This window comes from Guptibacillus spartinae (genome assembly GCF_028610625.1).
Classification (GTDB): domain Bacteria; phylum Bacillota; class Bacilli; order Bacillales; family Guptibacillaceae; genus Guptibacillus; species Guptibacillus spartinae.
In genome coordinates, this window is the sequence record NZ_JAQQWU010000001.1 from 274,055 (window position 1) to 289,787 (window position 15,733).

The 15,733-nt window shown below is 40.3% G+C and carries 17 protein-coding genes; 11 read left to right on the top strand and 6 right to left on the bottom strand.

Annotated elements, in window-relative coordinates; translation table 11 throughout:
- Positions 1 to 27: 27 nt before the first annotated feature.
- Both PQ511_RS01445 and pepF read left to right on the top strand, forming a co-directional pair.
- Entirely contained in the window at positions 28 to 1,197 is a 1,170-nt protein-coding gene (locus tag PQ511_RS01445; protein ID WP_273850160.1) for a competence protein CoiA, read from the top strand.
- Between the two features lie 95 nt (positions 1,198 to 1,292).
- On the top strand, positions 1,293 to 3,107 hold the full coding sequence (pepF, locus tag PQ511_RS01450; RefSeq protein ID WP_273850162.1) for an oligoendopeptidase F: 1,815 nt from the start codon (positions 1,293 to 1,295) through the stop codon (positions 3,105 to 3,107).
- Positions 3,108 to 3,141: 34 nt separating this feature from the next.
- Here the strand turns inward: pepF and PQ511_RS01455 are convergent, their stop codons facing one another.
- The 4 genes from PQ511_RS01455 to PQ511_RS01470 all read right to left on the bottom strand — a co-directional run bounded on the left by PQ511_RS01455 (position 3,142) and on the right by PQ511_RS01470 (position 5,429).
- Positions 3,142 to 3,318, bottom strand: a complete 177-nt coding sequence (locus PQ511_RS01455) for a hypothetical protein (RefSeq protein WP_273850163.1) — start codon at positions 3,316 to 3,318, stop codon at positions 3,142 to 3,144.
- Between the two features lie 102 nt (positions 3,319 to 3,420).
- Entirely contained in the window at positions 3,421 to 4,248 is an 828-nt protein-coding gene (locus tag PQ511_RS01460) for a ClpXP adapter SpxH family protein (RefSeq protein WP_273850611.1), read from the bottom strand.
- 92 nt (positions 4,249 to 4,340) lie between these two features.
- Complete coding sequence (locus tag PQ511_RS01465; RefSeq protein ID WP_273850165.1) at positions 4,341 to 4,736, bottom strand: globin domain-containing protein; 396 nt, start codon at positions 4,734 to 4,736, stop codon at positions 4,341 to 4,343.
- Between the two features lie 117 nt (positions 4,737 to 4,853).
- Positions 4,854 to 5,429, bottom strand: a complete 576-nt coding sequence (locus PQ511_RS01470; RefSeq protein ID WP_273850167.1) for a CYTH domain-containing protein — start codon at positions 5,427 to 5,429, stop codon at positions 4,854 to 4,856.
- A 113-nt stretch (positions 5,430 to 5,542) separates the two neighbouring features.
- Between PQ511_RS01470 and PQ511_RS01475 the strand changes: the two genes are divergently transcribed.
- The 4 genes from PQ511_RS01475 (at position 5,543) to PQ511_RS01490 (ending at position 8,393) form a co-directional block, all read left to right on the top strand.
- Complete coding sequence (locus tag PQ511_RS01475; protein ID WP_273850169.1) at positions 5,543 to 5,950, top strand: UPF0738 family protein; 408 nt, start codon at positions 5,543 to 5,545, stop codon at positions 5,948 to 5,950.
- Between the two features lie 23 nt (positions 5,951 to 5,973).
- Positions 5,974 to 6,615 (top strand): GTP diphosphokinase, encoded by a 642-nt coding sequence (yjbM, locus tag PQ511_RS01480; RefSeq protein WP_273850172.1) that lies wholly within the window; start codon positions 5,974 to 5,976, stop codon positions 6,613 to 6,615.
- 19 nt (positions 6,616 to 6,634) lie between these two features.
- Positions 6,635 to 7,435, top strand: coding sequence for an NAD kinase (locus PQ511_RS01485; protein WP_224594831.1), 801 nt, complete (start codon positions 6,635 to 6,637; stop codon positions 7,433 to 7,435).
- Positions 7,436 to 7,517: 82 nt separating this feature from the next.
- Positions 7,518 to 8,393, top strand: a complete 876-nt coding sequence (locus tag PQ511_RS01490; RefSeq protein ID WP_273850612.1) for an RluA family pseudouridine synthase — start codon at positions 7,518 to 7,520, stop codon at positions 8,391 to 8,393.
- Here the strand turns inward: PQ511_RS01490 and prpE are convergent.
- Both prpE and PQ511_RS01500 read right to left on the bottom strand, forming a co-directional pair.
- Positions 8,377 to 9,111 carry a bis(5'-nucleosyl)-tetraphosphatase PrpE gene (gene prpE / locus PQ511_RS01495; RefSeq protein ID WP_273850174.1) on the bottom strand — a complete coding sequence of 245 codons (735 nt, stop codon included), beginning with the start codon at positions 9,109 to 9,111 and terminating at the stop codon, positions 8,377 to 8,379. The genes PQ511_RS01490 and prpE overlap by 17 nt on opposite strands.
- A 91-nt stretch (positions 9,112 to 9,202) precedes the next feature.
- Positions 9,203 to 10,387, bottom strand: coding sequence for an FtsW/RodA/SpoVE family cell cycle protein (locus PQ511_RS01500; RefSeq protein ID WP_273850175.1), 1,185 nt, complete (start codon positions 10,385 to 10,387; stop codon positions 9,203 to 9,205).
- A 272-nt stretch (positions 10,388 to 10,659) separates the two neighbouring features.
- Here PQ511_RS01500 and mgtE point away from each other — a divergent pair, with 272 nt between their 5' ends.
- The 5 genes from mgtE to PQ511_RS01525 all read left to right on the top strand — a co-directional run bounded on the left by mgtE (position 10,660) and on the right by PQ511_RS01525 (position 15,688).
- Positions 10,660 to 12,021, top strand: coding sequence for a magnesium transporter (gene mgtE / locus PQ511_RS01505; RefSeq protein ID WP_273850177.1), 1,362 nt, complete (start codon positions 10,660 to 10,662; stop codon positions 12,019 to 12,021).
- 33 nt (positions 12,022 to 12,054) lie between these two features.
- Positions 12,055 to 13,902, top strand: a complete 1,848-nt coding sequence (locus PQ511_RS01510) for a monovalent cation:proton antiporter family protein (protein ID WP_273850180.1) — start codon at positions 12,055 to 12,057, stop codon at positions 13,900 to 13,902.
- Between the two features lie 115 nt (positions 13,903 to 14,017).
- A complete protein-coding gene (locus tag PQ511_RS01515) occupies positions 14,018 to 14,170 on the top strand; it encodes a hypothetical protein (RefSeq protein ID WP_273850182.1) in 153 nt (50 codons plus the stop codon).
- An 89-nt stretch (positions 14,171 to 14,259) separates the two neighbouring features.
- Positions 14,260 to 15,036, top strand: coding sequence for an enoyl-ACP reductase FabI (fabI, locus tag PQ511_RS01520; RefSeq protein ID WP_098443150.1), 777 nt, complete (start codon positions 14,260 to 14,262; stop codon positions 15,034 to 15,036).
- A 199-nt stretch (positions 15,037 to 15,235) separates the two neighbouring features.
- Entirely contained in the window at positions 15,236 to 15,688 is a 453-nt protein-coding gene (locus PQ511_RS01525; protein WP_273850183.1) for a helix-turn-helix domain-containing protein, read from the top strand.
- Positions 15,689 to 15,733: the final 45 nt, after the last annotated feature.

The window sequence follows — 15,733 nt, forward strand, 5'->3', positions numbered from 1 at the left end:
AGGAACGATGGAGAGAGAGGTGTTGTGATGTTAACAGCTGAAACGATGAATGGCACACTGCTGAACCTGGCAGATCAGCAATATCGTCTAAAAGAACTTATGCAGCTTAGGCGATCGACTTCGTATTTTTGTCCTGGGTGTCGACAACCTGTAGTCATGAAACTAGGTCATAAGCGGACCTGGCATTTTGCTCATCAAGGATCTCCTCCTTGTGAAGCGCTTTGGGAACGCGAATCGAATTATCATCTCACTGGAAAACTGCAGCTTTATGAATGGCTGAATAAAGAGAATGACGTTAAAGTAGAACATTACTTAACAAAAACCAATCAACGCCCCGATTTATTTCTACCCCATGCTCAAACCGCACTCGAATTTCAATGTTCTTCCATTCAAGCAACCTTACTTTCTGAGCGAACTTCTTCTTATCATGAAGCCAACATCGAGGTACAGTGGATTTTAAGTGCAAAGCGTTTGAAACGATCATACCAATCGGTTTATACGATGTCTTCCATGGAGTGGGCTTCAGCCTGCCATCAGCACCGCTACCCAACCTTATATTATTATTGTCCTCTGGAACGCACGTTTGCAACTGTCATTATTCATCAAAGCTTAACCCCTACTAAATTTATATGTTCCGCTTTTTATACCCCTATATCTACAACTTCCTTCAATTGTCTATTTAAAAAACTCTCTGTTGTAAAAGAAAAGCTTAACTCTCATCCAATTTGGTTAAAACAAAAATTAATTTGGCGTCAAAACCCTCATGGAGAAAAGTCCTTTGCTTATTTTTATTTACGTAAACTTTTTTATAGCAAAGGGCATTCCATCCGCTTTTTTCCTTCCGAAGCTGGCATACCATCTGAAAACAACTATTGGATTGAAACCCCTTCTTACTTATGGCAAACCTGGATTCTCATTTGCTACCTTCCGACAATTCCGCGAAGCTTTACATTTCACTCCCTCGTCCAAGCGTTTGAACGTGTGATCCCTTCTGGTTTATTTAGGACAAGATCAACCCCTATGCACATAAATGGAATAAGTGATGCCCTTCGTGGTTACGTTAGACAATTAGTTCGGTTAAAAGTGTTAAAAGAATGGGATAATGAACGATATGAAAAACTTTATCAACCACTGATTCATCGTCATTCGGAAGAAAGTATACAAATGGATCACATAATTAGTAAAAAGCTCATGTGAACTTGCAAGGTTTGTCGAGCGAAATTGTAAGCATCATATGGAGAATATGGTACGATAATGTATGTGAGGAAATCATTTGATGGAGGTGTCGATTCATGGAAGAGAAAAAAAACGCTCTACCTAAACGAGACGAAATTCCGGTCGAAGATACGTGGGCATTAGAAGCGATTTATGAAAGCGATCAGCAGTGGGAAGAAGAATTTAAAGAAATTAAAGCGCTACTTCCTGAAATGAAGGAATATAAAGGAAAACTTGCGGAGTCAGCTGATAAGCTGTATCGCGCTCTTCAACAGCAAGATGAAATTACAATGAAGCTGGGTAAGCTGTATACATACGCCCATATGCGCTATGACCAGGATACGACGAATTCGCATTACCAGGGGCTAAATGACCGAGCAGCGAACCTTGCAACGCAGGTAAGCAGTGAGTTAGCGTTTGTTGTTCCTGAAATTTTAAGTGTACCTGAAGAAACGATTAAGCAATATTTGAATGAAAAGAAAGAACTGAAGCTTTATGAGCATGCCCTTGATGAAATCAATCGGGAGCGTCCACACGTTCTTTCAAAAGAAGAAGAAGCCATTCTCGCAGGGGTTAGTGATGTAACAAGCAGTTCAAGCAACACGTTTGGAATGCTGAATAATGCAGATATGAAGTTTCCAACCATTAAAGATGAGAATGGGGAAGAAGTAGAAGTAACGCACGGGCGCTACATTCGTTTTCTTGAGAGCAGTGATCGTCGCGTCAGACAGGATGCATTTAAAGCGGTCTATGATACGTATGGTAAATTTAAAAATACGTTTGCATCTACGTTAAGTGGAACAGTTAAAAAAGATAATTATTATGCAAAAGTGAGAAACTACGATTCCGCAAGACAGGCTGCGCTTGATAGTAACAATATTCCAGAAGATGTTTACGACAATCTGCTTGAAACGGTGCATAACCGCCTAGATTTGCTACATCGGTATGTCAGTCTTCGGAAAAAAGCACTTGGACTTGACGAGCTTCATATGTATGATATGTATACGCCGCTTGTCCCTGAAGTAAAGATGGAAGTTTCTTATAATGAAGCGAAAGAATATATTTTAAAGGGGTTAACACCACTCGGTGAAGAATACAAAGGGATTCTTGAAGAAGGCTTTGCTAATCGCTGGGTAGATGTTCAGGAGAACGTGGGCAAACGAAGTGGAGCTTATTCTTCTGGAACTTACGGCACGCGTCCTTATATTCTAATGAACTGGCAAGACAATGTGAATAACCTCTTTACGCTAGCTCATGAGTTTGGTCACTCAGTTCATAGTTATTATACGAGAGAAAATCAGCCATACCCTTATGCCAATTATTCAATCTTTGTAGCAGAAGTGGCTTCTACGACAAACGAATCGTTGTTAAACCATTATCTACTTGAAAATACTTCAGATAAAAAAGAAAAGCTCTATTTATTAAACCATTATCTAGAAGGATTTCGAGGTACTGTGTTTAGACAAACGATGTTTGCAGAATTTGAGCACATGATTCATCAAAAAGCACAGGATGGTGAGCCGCTAACGCCTGATCTCCTTTCATCTCTTTACTATGACTTAAACAAGAAGTACTTTGGTGAAGATCTCGTCATTGATGAAGAGATTGCGCTTGAGTGGGCGAGAATTCCTCATTTCTATTACAACTACTATGTATTCCAGTATGCGACAGGATATAGTGCAGCTGCGTCACTATCAAATCAAATTCTTGAAGAAGGCGATCAAGCCGTCTCTAGGTATATTGATTTCTTAAAAGCAGGTAGCTCGGACTATCCTATTGAGGTATTAAAGAAGGCTGGAGTGGATATGACATCGTCTAAGCCGATCAGCGATGCGTTAGACGTTTTTGAATCCATCCTAAACGAAATGGAAAATTTACTGTTTGAAGACTAATAAAAAGGCTTTCTCCATGTTGGAGAAGGCCTTTTTAGCGATTGAAACCTTTAAACTGATTGCGGGAATTGAAGAGGCTAACTGTCATAAGAATGGAGGCGAATAAAAGGGCAGCTCCGATTGGGATCGGGATAAATTTAAGTAGTCCCATGATAAACATCACAAAGCTAATCGCAATAAAAACAATACCGATGAAAAGATAGAAGCGCATCATTTCCCCTCCTCGTGTTATACGTATGAAAACTTTTAATACTTATACCGGTTAGAAAAGCAAAAAAAAGAATGGTGCCTACAGCACCATTCTTTCTTAAATTTATCCATTTGTTACAGTACGCCAAAATGAACCGTGTTTAGCAGGTACTTTCTCAACCTTTTGCTTTAGGGCAAGCTTCTTCATCGCTGCGTCAGCTTCTTCACAGCTCATGTCATACACGACAGCGACTTCTTTAGTTGCAACGAACCGATAGCGATCCATAAATGCATCTAAAGACGGAAGCGGTTCTGGCGTTGGCTTTGTCTTTAACATTTCAGTCAGAATGCGAACATAAACATCATATTCATAAAGACCTGTAATTTTAAGACCTTCTTCTTCAATATTTTCATTGAAAAAAACGAGCGTAGGTAGTTCATTCACTTCCATCTCAGATGAAATTTTTAAATCGCACTGAAAAGCTTTGACAGCTGCTTGTGAATGAAGGTCTTTTTGGAATTCGTGAACATCCAGACCCGTTTCTTTTGCGGCTTGAACAAGATTTTCTTCTTTCGTCATATTTTGTTTTTGTATAAAAAGTAATTCTCGCATTTTACGAAGGAAGTTAAAGCCAGGGAGCTTTCCCTGTAGCTCTGCTGCCTTTATCGCAATCGATGCAATATAAGGGGTATCCATAGGGTCCTCATACCATAAATCACCGTCACAGGACATGCCAGAGCGACTAGCGGTACGTTCCCAGCGTTCAGCTACATCGGCGTGGGTTGTAATCCCTTCATTTTTTCGCTTGAACGAATTAAATGTTTTAATATTGCCTCCAACAAGGTGGCGAATACGAAAAGTATGTCCATATTCAAGTTGTAGTTTTTTAATCATTGGCTCAAGACCCCAACAGTCAGGGCAGAGCGGGTCGATAAATGAATAAATTTCGATCGGTTTGCCCTTTTGAGTCTGGGCTGAACAAGCTACATCGGATTGTCCATTTGGATTGTAAGAATCGCAATAGGAACCAGTTACATTCGGCGTCAATTCGATTCTCCTTTCTCTTCCTGATCACCCGAGTTAACCATGTGATGGGCAGTAAACGTTAAACGTGTTAATAGATGTTCTTGTAACTCTTTGTCTAGTTGTACCTCATCCATCGCTTCTTGCATGCACGTAAGCCATGCTGAAGCCCGTCTCGGTGTAATTTCAAATGGGAGGTGTCTCGCTCTAAGCATAGGGTGCCCATGTTCTTCTGAATATAGAGAAGGACCTCCAAGAAATTGAGTTAGGAATTGCGTTTGTTTTCGAGCAGTTTCAGTTAAATCTTCTGGAAAGATTAATGTTAATTCGGGATGTTTCGCAACCCGATTATAAAAAGCAGTCACAAGCTGTTCTAGCTTTGCACCGCCAATATGATCATACATGTTTTGCTTCATAATGATTTTCCCCTTTGGCAGGTAGAACCTTATTTCAACTTCATTTTAGCAACCTCCCTACATAACAGCAAATAATCCGATTTGAAATGATTCCCATACAAAAAAAGAACAGGCTGTTTAGGCCTGTTCTTGCGAGGCGAGAAAGAAGCGGAGAATCTTGTTTTTCGCTGCTCGCTTTGGGATCTGATGCTGCTGAAGAAGGTGATTAAAAGCACGTTCTCCGGCTTCGTAGGCGCATACTTCAAATTCAAGCTCAAAATCTTCTCGGTTCAGATATTCGCTATGATCAAGAACGAGTAGCCCTTTATCCGTAGCGAATTCCGCACGGTGTGTTGTTAATCGTCCTAGATGGAGAAGCTGATCTTGAATACCAAGCTCTTGAAGTTGCGATCGTACTTCACCTTCAGGTAAAGAGCCATTTTTCTTAATCGCTTTAAAGGTTTCAAGTGAAATGGACTGATGAGTTTCAAGTAAACCTTCGTTAGCGGGTTGTTTTAACGTTAAGACGAGCGAATCTTTTTTATTTCGAACGCGTAGAGCCGCCCCTTTTTCTCTTATCAGAAAATCAACTGTATCAAAATAGTCATTTGTTTGGGTTTTGATGTTATTTTCTAACTGATAGGTCGTAAGCAATGAGGCATATTCTTCTTTTGTCAGCATATTTTTAAATTCAATTTCGAGTTCTTGTGCCAAATACGAGTCCTCCATTTTCATTGGATATAAAAGAATTATGGCATATGTCTTGAATCAGAACAACAACGATGAAATCAACCATTGCATTATGATAAACTATTAGGTGATACATAATGGAAAGATTGAGAGGAGAGGTATTTGTGCCAGAACAATACTACATCATAACAGGGGAATTAACCGATCACACACTTACCTTTGGTTTGAATGAAAACGTTGATTTAAACCACTACACTGCGACTGGAAACATGTTAGTGGATTCAGATTCCTTATCGTTTGTTTATTTACTTGACGGGGGAGAAGGGTATACATACATTCGATTCCAGGAAGAAGTTTGGCCGATGTTAGCAAATGTTCTTGAAAAAGACGTAAACGTTACGGTTACTTCAGATCAAGGATCATCATTAGAACTTGTTGACTTAAAAGAGGAACTTGGCTACCTCATTGAGAATATTAAAGGTAATTCAAACTATGGAGAAGACATGAATCAAGCTGTAGAGAAAGCCTTTCTAACAGCCTCATAATAGATATTGTCGGTGGTGGTTGGATGAAAAATTGGGAAGAATTTTTAGCCCCTTATAAACAAGCAGTCAATGAACTGAAAATAAAATTAAAAGGTCTTCGTGAGCAATTCGAAAAAGCGGATGATCATTCTCCTGTAGAATTTGTAACAGGACGAGTGAAACCTATATCCAGTATCCTTGATAAGGCAAAGAATAAGAAGATTTCGCTCGACCGGTTACAAGAGGAGATGCATGACATTGCAGGGGTACGTGTCATGTGCCAGTTTGTGGAGGATATTAATAAGGTGATTCATCACCTTAGGGGAAGAAAAGACTTCGATATTATTGAAGAACGCGACTATGTGACGAATCAAAAAGTAAGTGGCTACCGTTCTTATCATGTGGTCGTGCAATATCCAGTTCAAACTATCCAAGGTGAAAAAATGCTTCTTGTCGAAATTCAAATACGCACCTTAGCGATGAATTTCTGGGCAACAATTGAGCATTCGCTTAATTATAAATACAACAAGAAAATTCCAGAAGACGTTAAGAAACGACTTCAGCGTGCAGCTGAAGCGGCATCTAAATTAGATGACGAGATGTCTGAAATACGCGGTGAGATCAAGGAAGCCCAAAAAGTGTTTATGCAAAAAAAAGAAAACGAACAAAAGAAAGCTGAAAACTAAAGTAGACGAGGTGCCTATAGTGAAATTTGCGGTAAAGTCCAAAGGGGATCAAACCTCCAACCAACTTCAGCAGCGAATTAAAAATTATTTGCGTGATTTTGACCTGGATTATGACGAAGCAGAACCAGATATTGTGATTTCTGTTGGTGGGGATGGAACGCTGCTTCATGCTTTTCATCATTATCAGGACCGACTGGCAGATACAGCGTTTGTTGGTGTTCATACTGGGCACCTCGGTTTTTACGCTGATTGGACTCCTGAAGAAGTTGAAAAGCTGGTCATTCATATTGCAAGAACACCATTTCAGATTGTCGAATACCCACTTCTTGAGGTGACGGTTCGCTATTTGAATAGCTCGAAAGAAAATCGATACCTTGCCCTTAATGAATGTACAGTAAAGAGTGTAGAAGGCTCTCTCGTCATGAATGTGGAAATTAAAGGGGATTTGTTTGAAACGTTTCGTGGTGATGGACTTTGCATTTCCACTCCGTCCGGGAGTACTGCTTATAATAAAGCGTTAGGAGGAGCGATCATCCACCCAGCGCTTCCATCGATCCAGCTTTCTGAAATGGCGTCGATTAATAATCGCGTCTTCCGTACGGTTGGCTCACCACTTGTTCTCCCTCAGCATCATACATGTCTTTTAAGACCTGTAAACGACGCTGATTTTCAAATTACAATTGATCATCTTTTCCTTCTACAAAAAGATGTGAAGTCGATTCAATATCGAGTGGCTGAAGAGAAAGTGCGTTTCGCACGATTCAGGCCGTTTCCATTTTGGAAAAGGGTGAAAGAGTCTTTTGTCGATGAAGTATATTAAAGACAGACAGTACTGTTCAACATTTGAGCGGTGCTGTTTTTTTACTAATTGAGAAATGAGGTGCCCTTAAGTGGCAGTTAAAATGACCTGGTTGGTTGTAGAAAGTGAAGCAGGAATGGGTTTAAGAGAATTTCTTTTAAGGGAGAAAAACATGTCTCGAAGCATGTTAACGGATATTAAATTCAAAGGAGGCGACCTGTTGGTCAATGGCATTCACCAAAATGTGCGGACTGTATTATGTAAAGGGGATGTCGTGGAAGCCGTTTTTCCTGAAGAAAAGGTAAGTGAAACGATGGTACCTAAAGAAGTGCCACTACGGATTTGCTATGAAGATGACCACTTTTTGTTGATTAATAAGCAAGCGAATCTTCCCACCATCCCTTCTCGCCATTCAACAGAATCCTTAGCGGAGGGAGTATTGTATTATTATCAAACAAAAAAATGGAAGAGGACCATTCATGCAGTTAATCGCCTCGATCGCGATACTTCAGGACTCGTTCTATTTGCGAAACATCGTTATGCCCACGATCTCCTTTCACAACAGCAGAAAAGGAAAGAAATGAAGCGATCTTATTTAGCAGTAGTTCATGGTGAGGTCAATGGACAAGGAGAGGTAGAAGCACCGATCGGAAGAAAGGAAGGAAGTATTATTGAAAGAGCCGTTCGTCCGGATGGGCAGTATGCCTTAACCCGCTATCACTCCGTGGAACGATACAGCAATTTCTCTCTTCTTCAACTTTCCTTACAAACAGGACGGACGCACCAAATTCGAGTGCATATGGCTTATTTAGGTCATCCACTTTTAGGAGATGATTTATATGGGGGGACAAAGGAGCTTATCTCAAGACAGGCGTTACATAGTGCCAAGCTCGAGTTTTATCATCCTTTCTTACAGAAAAAGCTCCGATTTGAAGCGGAGCTTGATGATGATATGAAAACTCTTACTGAAATGAGGTGAATTTTTCTGCAACATAAGGCATAGAGGATGGGACCGATGTCGTTTTCAACTCGGGGTAGCTAAGCGCTGTTAATTTCCCACCAAAGACGCAGCCGGTATCGATATTCACGGTATGATTGACCCACCTTGGTTCTAAGACGGGAGTATGACCATAGACAACGAGCGCACTCCCTTCATATTGACTTGCCCAGTCTTTACGAATGGGCATTCCGTTTGGATGGCATTCACCAGTAATATCTCCGTAAAGCACGAATGTTTTAACCTTTTTTCCTACTTGTCCAATGTATTTCTCCGGTATGCCAGCGTGTGCAGCAATTAATTCCCCATCATCAAGGGACAAATAAAGCGGGGCTTTTTCATATAACGAGATAAACGATTCTGTTAACCTCGTTCGCTTTTCCTTAGAGAGTGATTCAAGTTCAGCAATCGTAGTCTCAAGACCATGAGTTTGTTGAACGTTTCTACCAATCAGATAGCGATAGAATTTGTTGCAATGATTTCCAGGGCAATAGAATGCCTGACCCATTGTCACAAGTTTAGTAACGATTTCAACCACGCCAAGGGAGTTTTTACCACGGTCTGTGATATCTCCAGGGAAAACAAGCTTTCTTCCATCAGGGTGATGGGGAACGCCGTTTTTCCAATCATACCCAAGACGCTTCGTGAGCGTCTTCATTTCCTCATAGCATCCATGGATATCACTAATGATGTCGAACAATTCTTTTTCCCTCCTTCTCTTTTCTAACTTTTCCCTAAAGTTAGAACCAGTATCAGCATTTACATAAAAAATAACCTGCCCGAGAGGCAGGTTATTCAAACATATACGTTTTTGTTCGAGACCGTACATTTAATACAAGACCAACTGCAATCATATAAGTTAAGAGGGCACTTCCTCCATAGCTAACAAAAGGTAATGGAATTCCCGTAATCGGGAGAATTCGAATCGTCATTCCAATGTTTTGAAATACCTGGAATGTTAGCATTCCGATAACTCCTGCACAGAGGTAGCTTCCAAATGATTCATTGCTTTCAAGAGCTGTATGGATCATACGGTAAATGAGCATAAAGAAAATGGAGATTGTGATGCTTGCACCGATAAAACCAAATTCTTCACCGATCACAGCGAAAATAAAGTCCGTATGTGCTTCAGGGAAGTAAACTGTTCCATCGGCATAGCCTTTTCCTTCTAATTTACCAGAGCCAATGGCAAGAATGGCTTTCGTTGCTTGGTATCCAGCATCAGCATATTCTTCAGGAGCTAGCCAGCCGTAAAAGCGGGCAAGTTGATACTCATCAAGTAAGTACGCTTTAAAAAATGCCGGAAACTTGAAGAAGATAAACACTAATGCCGAAACCCCAGCAACACCTATTAAACTTAAAAGTGAGAGAAGTCTCCAGCGTACGCCAGATACTAGCGTAATGCTAACGACGATCGCCGTAAATACCATGGCGGTCCCAAGGTCAGGCTGAGCCATCACAATAAGCAAAGGAGCTGCGGCAATGCCGAAAATTTTTGCTAATAAAATCAGATCTGTTTGAATGGTTTTTGTTGGATGTTTTTCATGATGGGAAACAGATGCTGACGCAATGGTGATGATTAAGAAAATTTTCATAAACTCAGAGGGTTGCACACTTCCGAGACCTGGAAGAACAAACCAACTTTTAGCACCATTTCGGATTGGTGCGATTTGATAGCTTCCAATGAACTCAGGACTAACAGCTAGTAAGATCAGAAGAAGAATCCCAAATCCATAGAGATACCAGGAAAGCTGTCTAAAGCGATCAAAATCAATGACCAGTGTAAGAGAAAGCACGAACGCACCTACGAAATACCATGTAAGCTGTCTTCCTGCAAAGTTAAAGTTTTTTAATTCTCCGGGTAGTGAAGCCTGTGCGCTGTAAATGGCAACAGTACTGATACACATCAGTAGAAATACAAAGAACAAAAGGGTGAAATCTATTTGTTGCCATGGTGTTTGATTGTCATTGTTCATGATATAATCCTTTCTAAAGAAAAGCGTTCCTTCTTTTAATCACATTTCCTATCTTATCTGAAATCCTTCCGTTTGCAAATCGGTTCCTGTATTTATTTTTGACAAAATAACTACACACCGACTAAGATAGGAAGGTAATTTTACTTTCTTGTAGCATAAGTACAAAGATATAACCGCTTAAGCAAAGCTTATCGAAACTTTACAATAAATGATATAGCCATATTTGAGCATTTGTAACTTTGTGATTAAAAAACAATAGGGAGGTGTGCAAAGTGGCTTACCAGGAGCAAGAAACGCAGGATTTATACGACGCACTCATACATCATTTAGAACAGGAAGAAATAGACGCATTTCGTGAGCTATTTCTCGATATACACCCATATGAACAATCGCAGTTCTTTTTAACTGTATCCGAACAAATCAGGCTACTCGTGTACACCTATTTATCACCGCGTGAAATGGCTGAGATTTTCCAGAACTTCGACATTGAAGAGCAAGAAGAGTACATTTCAGAAATGGAACCTGGTTACGCAGCAAAGATGCTTGCCGAAATGTATGCGGATGACGCCGTTGACGTATTGAATGAGTTAAATCCAGAACAAATCGCAAGCTACTTAACGATTATGGATGATGATGCAGCGGACGAAATTAAAGAGTTGCTTCATTATGAAGAAAAAACGGCTGGTAGTATTATGACAACCGAGTTTGTGTCGATTCGCGCTCACCAAACGGTAAAGCGTGCGATGCAAATTTTAAGACAGGAAGCCCCTGAGGCTGAGACGATCTACTATATATTCGTATTAGATGAGCAAAAAAGGCTCGTTGGCGTTATTTCTTTACGTGATTTAATTATTGCGGAAGAAGATACATTAATTGAAGAAATTATGAATGAACGCGTTGTTTCCATTTCGGTGGGAGAAGATCAGGAAGAAGCGGCTAGAATTATGAGAGACTATGACTTTCTCGCCCTTCCTGTTCTCGATTTTCAAAACCATTTACTTGGGATTATTACGCATGATGATATCGTCGATGTTATTGAAGAAGAAGCATCAGAGGATTATTCGAAGCTTGCGGCCATTTCAGATGATGGTTCGTTTGATCGTAATCCATTTTCATCAGCCAAAAAAAGACTTCCCTGGCTCATCATCCTTTTATTTCTTGGGATGATGACAGCGAGTTTAATTGGTCAATTTGAAGTCACGCTCGATAAAGTACCGCTCTTAGCTGTCTTTATTCCTCTTATTGCCGGAATGGCAGGAAACACAGGAACGCAGGCACTAGCAGTAGTTGTTAGAGGACTTGCAACAGGAGATTTTGAAGAGAATAGTAAATGGGCACTCATTGCTCGAGAAGCTGGAACTGGCCTGATCACAGGGGCAACGTCTGGTATTCTCGTTACAATTATCATCTTTTTATGGAAAGGGACCTTTTTACTTGGCTTATTGGTTGGCTTTTCGTTATTATTTACGTTGATTGTTGCAACGCTTGCTGGTGCACTTGTCCCATTACTGATGCACAAGCTGAACATAGACCCTGCTGTTGCCTCAGGGCCATTCATCACGACAATTAATGACATTATTAGTATACTTATTTATTTTGGAATGGCGACTGCATTTATGAGCCAGCTTGTTTAACGCTTAAATGCAGACGTTTGGAGGAGGAAAGAAATGGAACACGGTGCATCCGTATCATCACTTGTAATCGTAGTCGTTATCGCATTTTTAATACCGTTTATCTTACATCGCTTCCGATTGAACTTCTTACCCGTTGTAGTGGCAGAAATTATCGCTGGGATCTTTATTGGACAGAGTGGATTTAACCTCGTCCAAGGAGATACATGGCTTGATACATTATCAACCCTTGGCTTTATTTTCCTTATGTTTCTAAGCGGTCTCGAAATTGATTTTACGGTTTTTGCGAATAAAAAGAAAAAAGTGAAGCTCCCGAGCGGTAAGTTTGAACCAAACCGTGTTCTTGTGTCGTTCATTGTCTTTGTTCTTGTGTTCGTTGTATCCTACCTCCTTTCATTACTGTTTGTGGTTCTTGGATACACCGACAATGCATTCTTCATGACGCTGATTATTTCGACCATTTCACTTGGTGTTGTGGTGCCGACATTGAAGGACGCCAATATTATGAAAAGCAGCATTGGGCAAACGATTCTTCTTATTGCCGTTATTGCCGATCTTGCTACGATGATTTTATTGGCTATTTTCGTTTCCCTTAATTCAGGAGGAGAAGGGAATATGTGGCTGCTCCTCATTCTATTTGGAGCTGGGATTCTTCTTTACTTCCTTGGTGCCTATTTTAGACATCTTTCCTTTATCGAAACGATGTCAAAAGGAACGATCCAAATTGGAACAAGAGCTGTATTTACATTAATTATTGTATTAGTCGGGATTTCTGAAACCGTTGGTGCTGAAAACATTTTAGGGGCGTTCCTTGCAGGCGCACTCGTTTCATTACTTTCACCAAACACAGAGCTTGTTCAAAAGCTCGATTCCTTTGGGTACGGGTTTCTGATCCCTATTTTCTTCGTAATGGTTGGAGTAGAGCTTGATATCTGGTCACTATTCCAGGATCCTAAAGTGTTAATTCTTATTCCATTACTGTTGATTGCGCTTTTTGCTTCAAAATTAGTACCAGTGGTTGTCTTGAAAAAATGGTATGACACAAAAACAGTGGTTGGGTCTGGTATGTTGCTGACTTCGACACTTTCACTTGTGATTGCAGCTGCTGAAATCGGTGAGCGCATTAACATTATTGATGACCAATTGTCATCTGCATTAATCTTGGTTGCGATTATTAGCTGTATTCTAGCACCAATTCTTTTTAAGAAATTAATGCCGAAACCAGAAGAAAGTTCTCATGCTAAAAAGCTAGCGATTATAGGGGCAAACCAAATTACGTTACCGATTTCGCTTGAGCTGAATCCTGCCAATTATGAAACATCCATTTATCATACGAAGCAGGAAAAAGTGGATTCAGAGAAACAAAGTAGTCACTTCAAAGTCATCGAACTATCTGATTATAGTATCGATACATTAAAAAATAGTTCCGTTTTTGATGCAGATATTCTCCTTATTTCGTCAGGAGATGATGAAACGAATTCGGACATTGCAGTATTTGCAAAAGAATATGGAACCGAGCGAGTCATTGCCCGAATTGAACTTACTGAAATAGCGGATCAGTTAAGAGAACTAAACATTGATGTCTTCTCTGTCTTCTTCTCCACGAAAGCCTTGTTAAAAGCGCTCATTGAATCTCCGGGTGTTGTTAACATTTTTACGAGAGAAGAAAACGCGCTCTATCAAATCAATATGAACAACGTGGAATACAACGGTGTGCCTTTGCGTAGCTTCCCGTACCTTGGAGATACGATCATCGTTCGGATTTTCCGTGGAAAAGATTCGATTGTGCCACACGGTGACACAGAGCTTCGTATTGGTGACCGCTTGATTGTGACAGGAAGTAGCGAGAGTGTCGATGAAGTGCGATCGCTGTTAAGCTATTAGCGCCGACCCCTTTCTCATGATGAGAGAGGGGTTTTCTTATGTTTGTGAGGTTAGGGAATAAATGTTAGGGACAAGGTGATACTTTTGATAATAGACGGATTAGGAGGCGAAAAGAATGAATACTGAAATTCCTAAAGTCATTTGTCCTGTTTGTGGAAGATCCACTGAAATGGAGGAGTCGATCACAGCTCAGTCAAATCAGAACATCATCTTTGAATGTCCTGCATGTGGATATGAGAGACGCAATATTCAAACAAGCAAAGGGTGAAAAATCCTCATGGTGCATCTTCGGCAAACCATGTTATACTTAGGACGTGGTGCTAATAACTAATAATAAATTCGAGGAGGAGCATGGATATGAACCTGTCTCTTGAGAACCGTACATATGTTGTGATGGGCGTTGCCAATAAACGAAGCATTGCCTGGGGGATTGCGCAGGCATTAAGCAGTGCCGGTGCACGATTGATTTTTACTTACGCAGGTGAGCGTCTTGAGAAGAACGTTCGCGACCTTGCAGGAACGCTAGATCGTGATGATTCTGTCATTTTACCGTGTGATATTACAAATGATGAGGAAATCGAAGCGACATTTGCTCAAATTAAAGAAGAAGTCGGTGTCATTCACGGACTCGCTCACTGTATTGCATTCGCGAAAACAGAAGAATTAAAAGGGGAGTACCTTGAAACCACGCGTGAAGGTTTCTTGCTAGCACATAACATTAGTTCGTATTCCCTAACAGCTGTATCAAAAGCAGCGCGTCCACTTATGACGGAAGGTGGAAGCATCCTTACAATGACATACCTTGGTGGCGAGCGTGTTGTCAATAACTACAACGTCATGGGCGTAGCAAAAGCATCGCTTGATGCAAGTGTGAAGTACCTTGCGAATGACCTTGGCAAAGACAACATCCGTGTTAACGCGATTTCAGCTGGTCCGATTCGTACGCTTGCAGCAAAAGGAATTGGCGACTTTAATTCGGTTATTAAAGAAATTGAAGAGAAATCTCCAATGCGTCGCACGGTAACGAAGGAAGACGTAGGAAACACAGCACTATTCTTAATGAGTGATCTTTCTGGTGGAATTACTGGTGAGATGATTCATGTAGATAGCGGATATAACATCATCGCAACTTGATAACAAAAAAGACAATGAGAAGTTAAAGGTTGTACATGTATACCGTGTATAATTCTTTAACTTCTTTTTTTACATAAGGGTAAGAATGAGCTATGTTCTCCCGCAACCCCCAGTTGCATGAGGTTGCAACTAGCGTTATCTTTACTATTATTCATTTTTTCTATAATAATGGAGAAGAAGAAAAGGGGTGATAGGTGAAATGGTTTTCTGTGAGAAATTAAAAAGTGAACGAAAGAATAAAGGCTGGTCCCAAGAAGAGTTAGCTGAACAGCTATTTGTAAGTCGACAGTCCGTATCGAAATGGGAGAATGGTCAGAACTATCCAAGCATTGAAATCATTATCAAAATTAGTGATCTTTTGGGTATTACAATTGACGAATTGTTAAGAAGCGACGAAGACTTGAAAGAAAAGGTTATTCTTGATAGTCAGCAGTTAGCACATCCGAAGTTAAAATTTTTATTTGATGTTTTGTTTTTAATAGGTGTGACTCTTTTGATCATCAAAATAGGTCTTGTGCTTCTATCAAAATTCACTACTTTAGACATTACCTTATCTGGCGGGAGGTTTTTATGGAATTTTGGGCCTTTGATACTGATGGTTGGTGCAGGGATTGGGTCAGGCATCCTTAAAGAACAATACATAAAAGAGTGATGCATCGCAAAGAAAATTTTGAATACAAAAAGAGCAAGCCGTTAA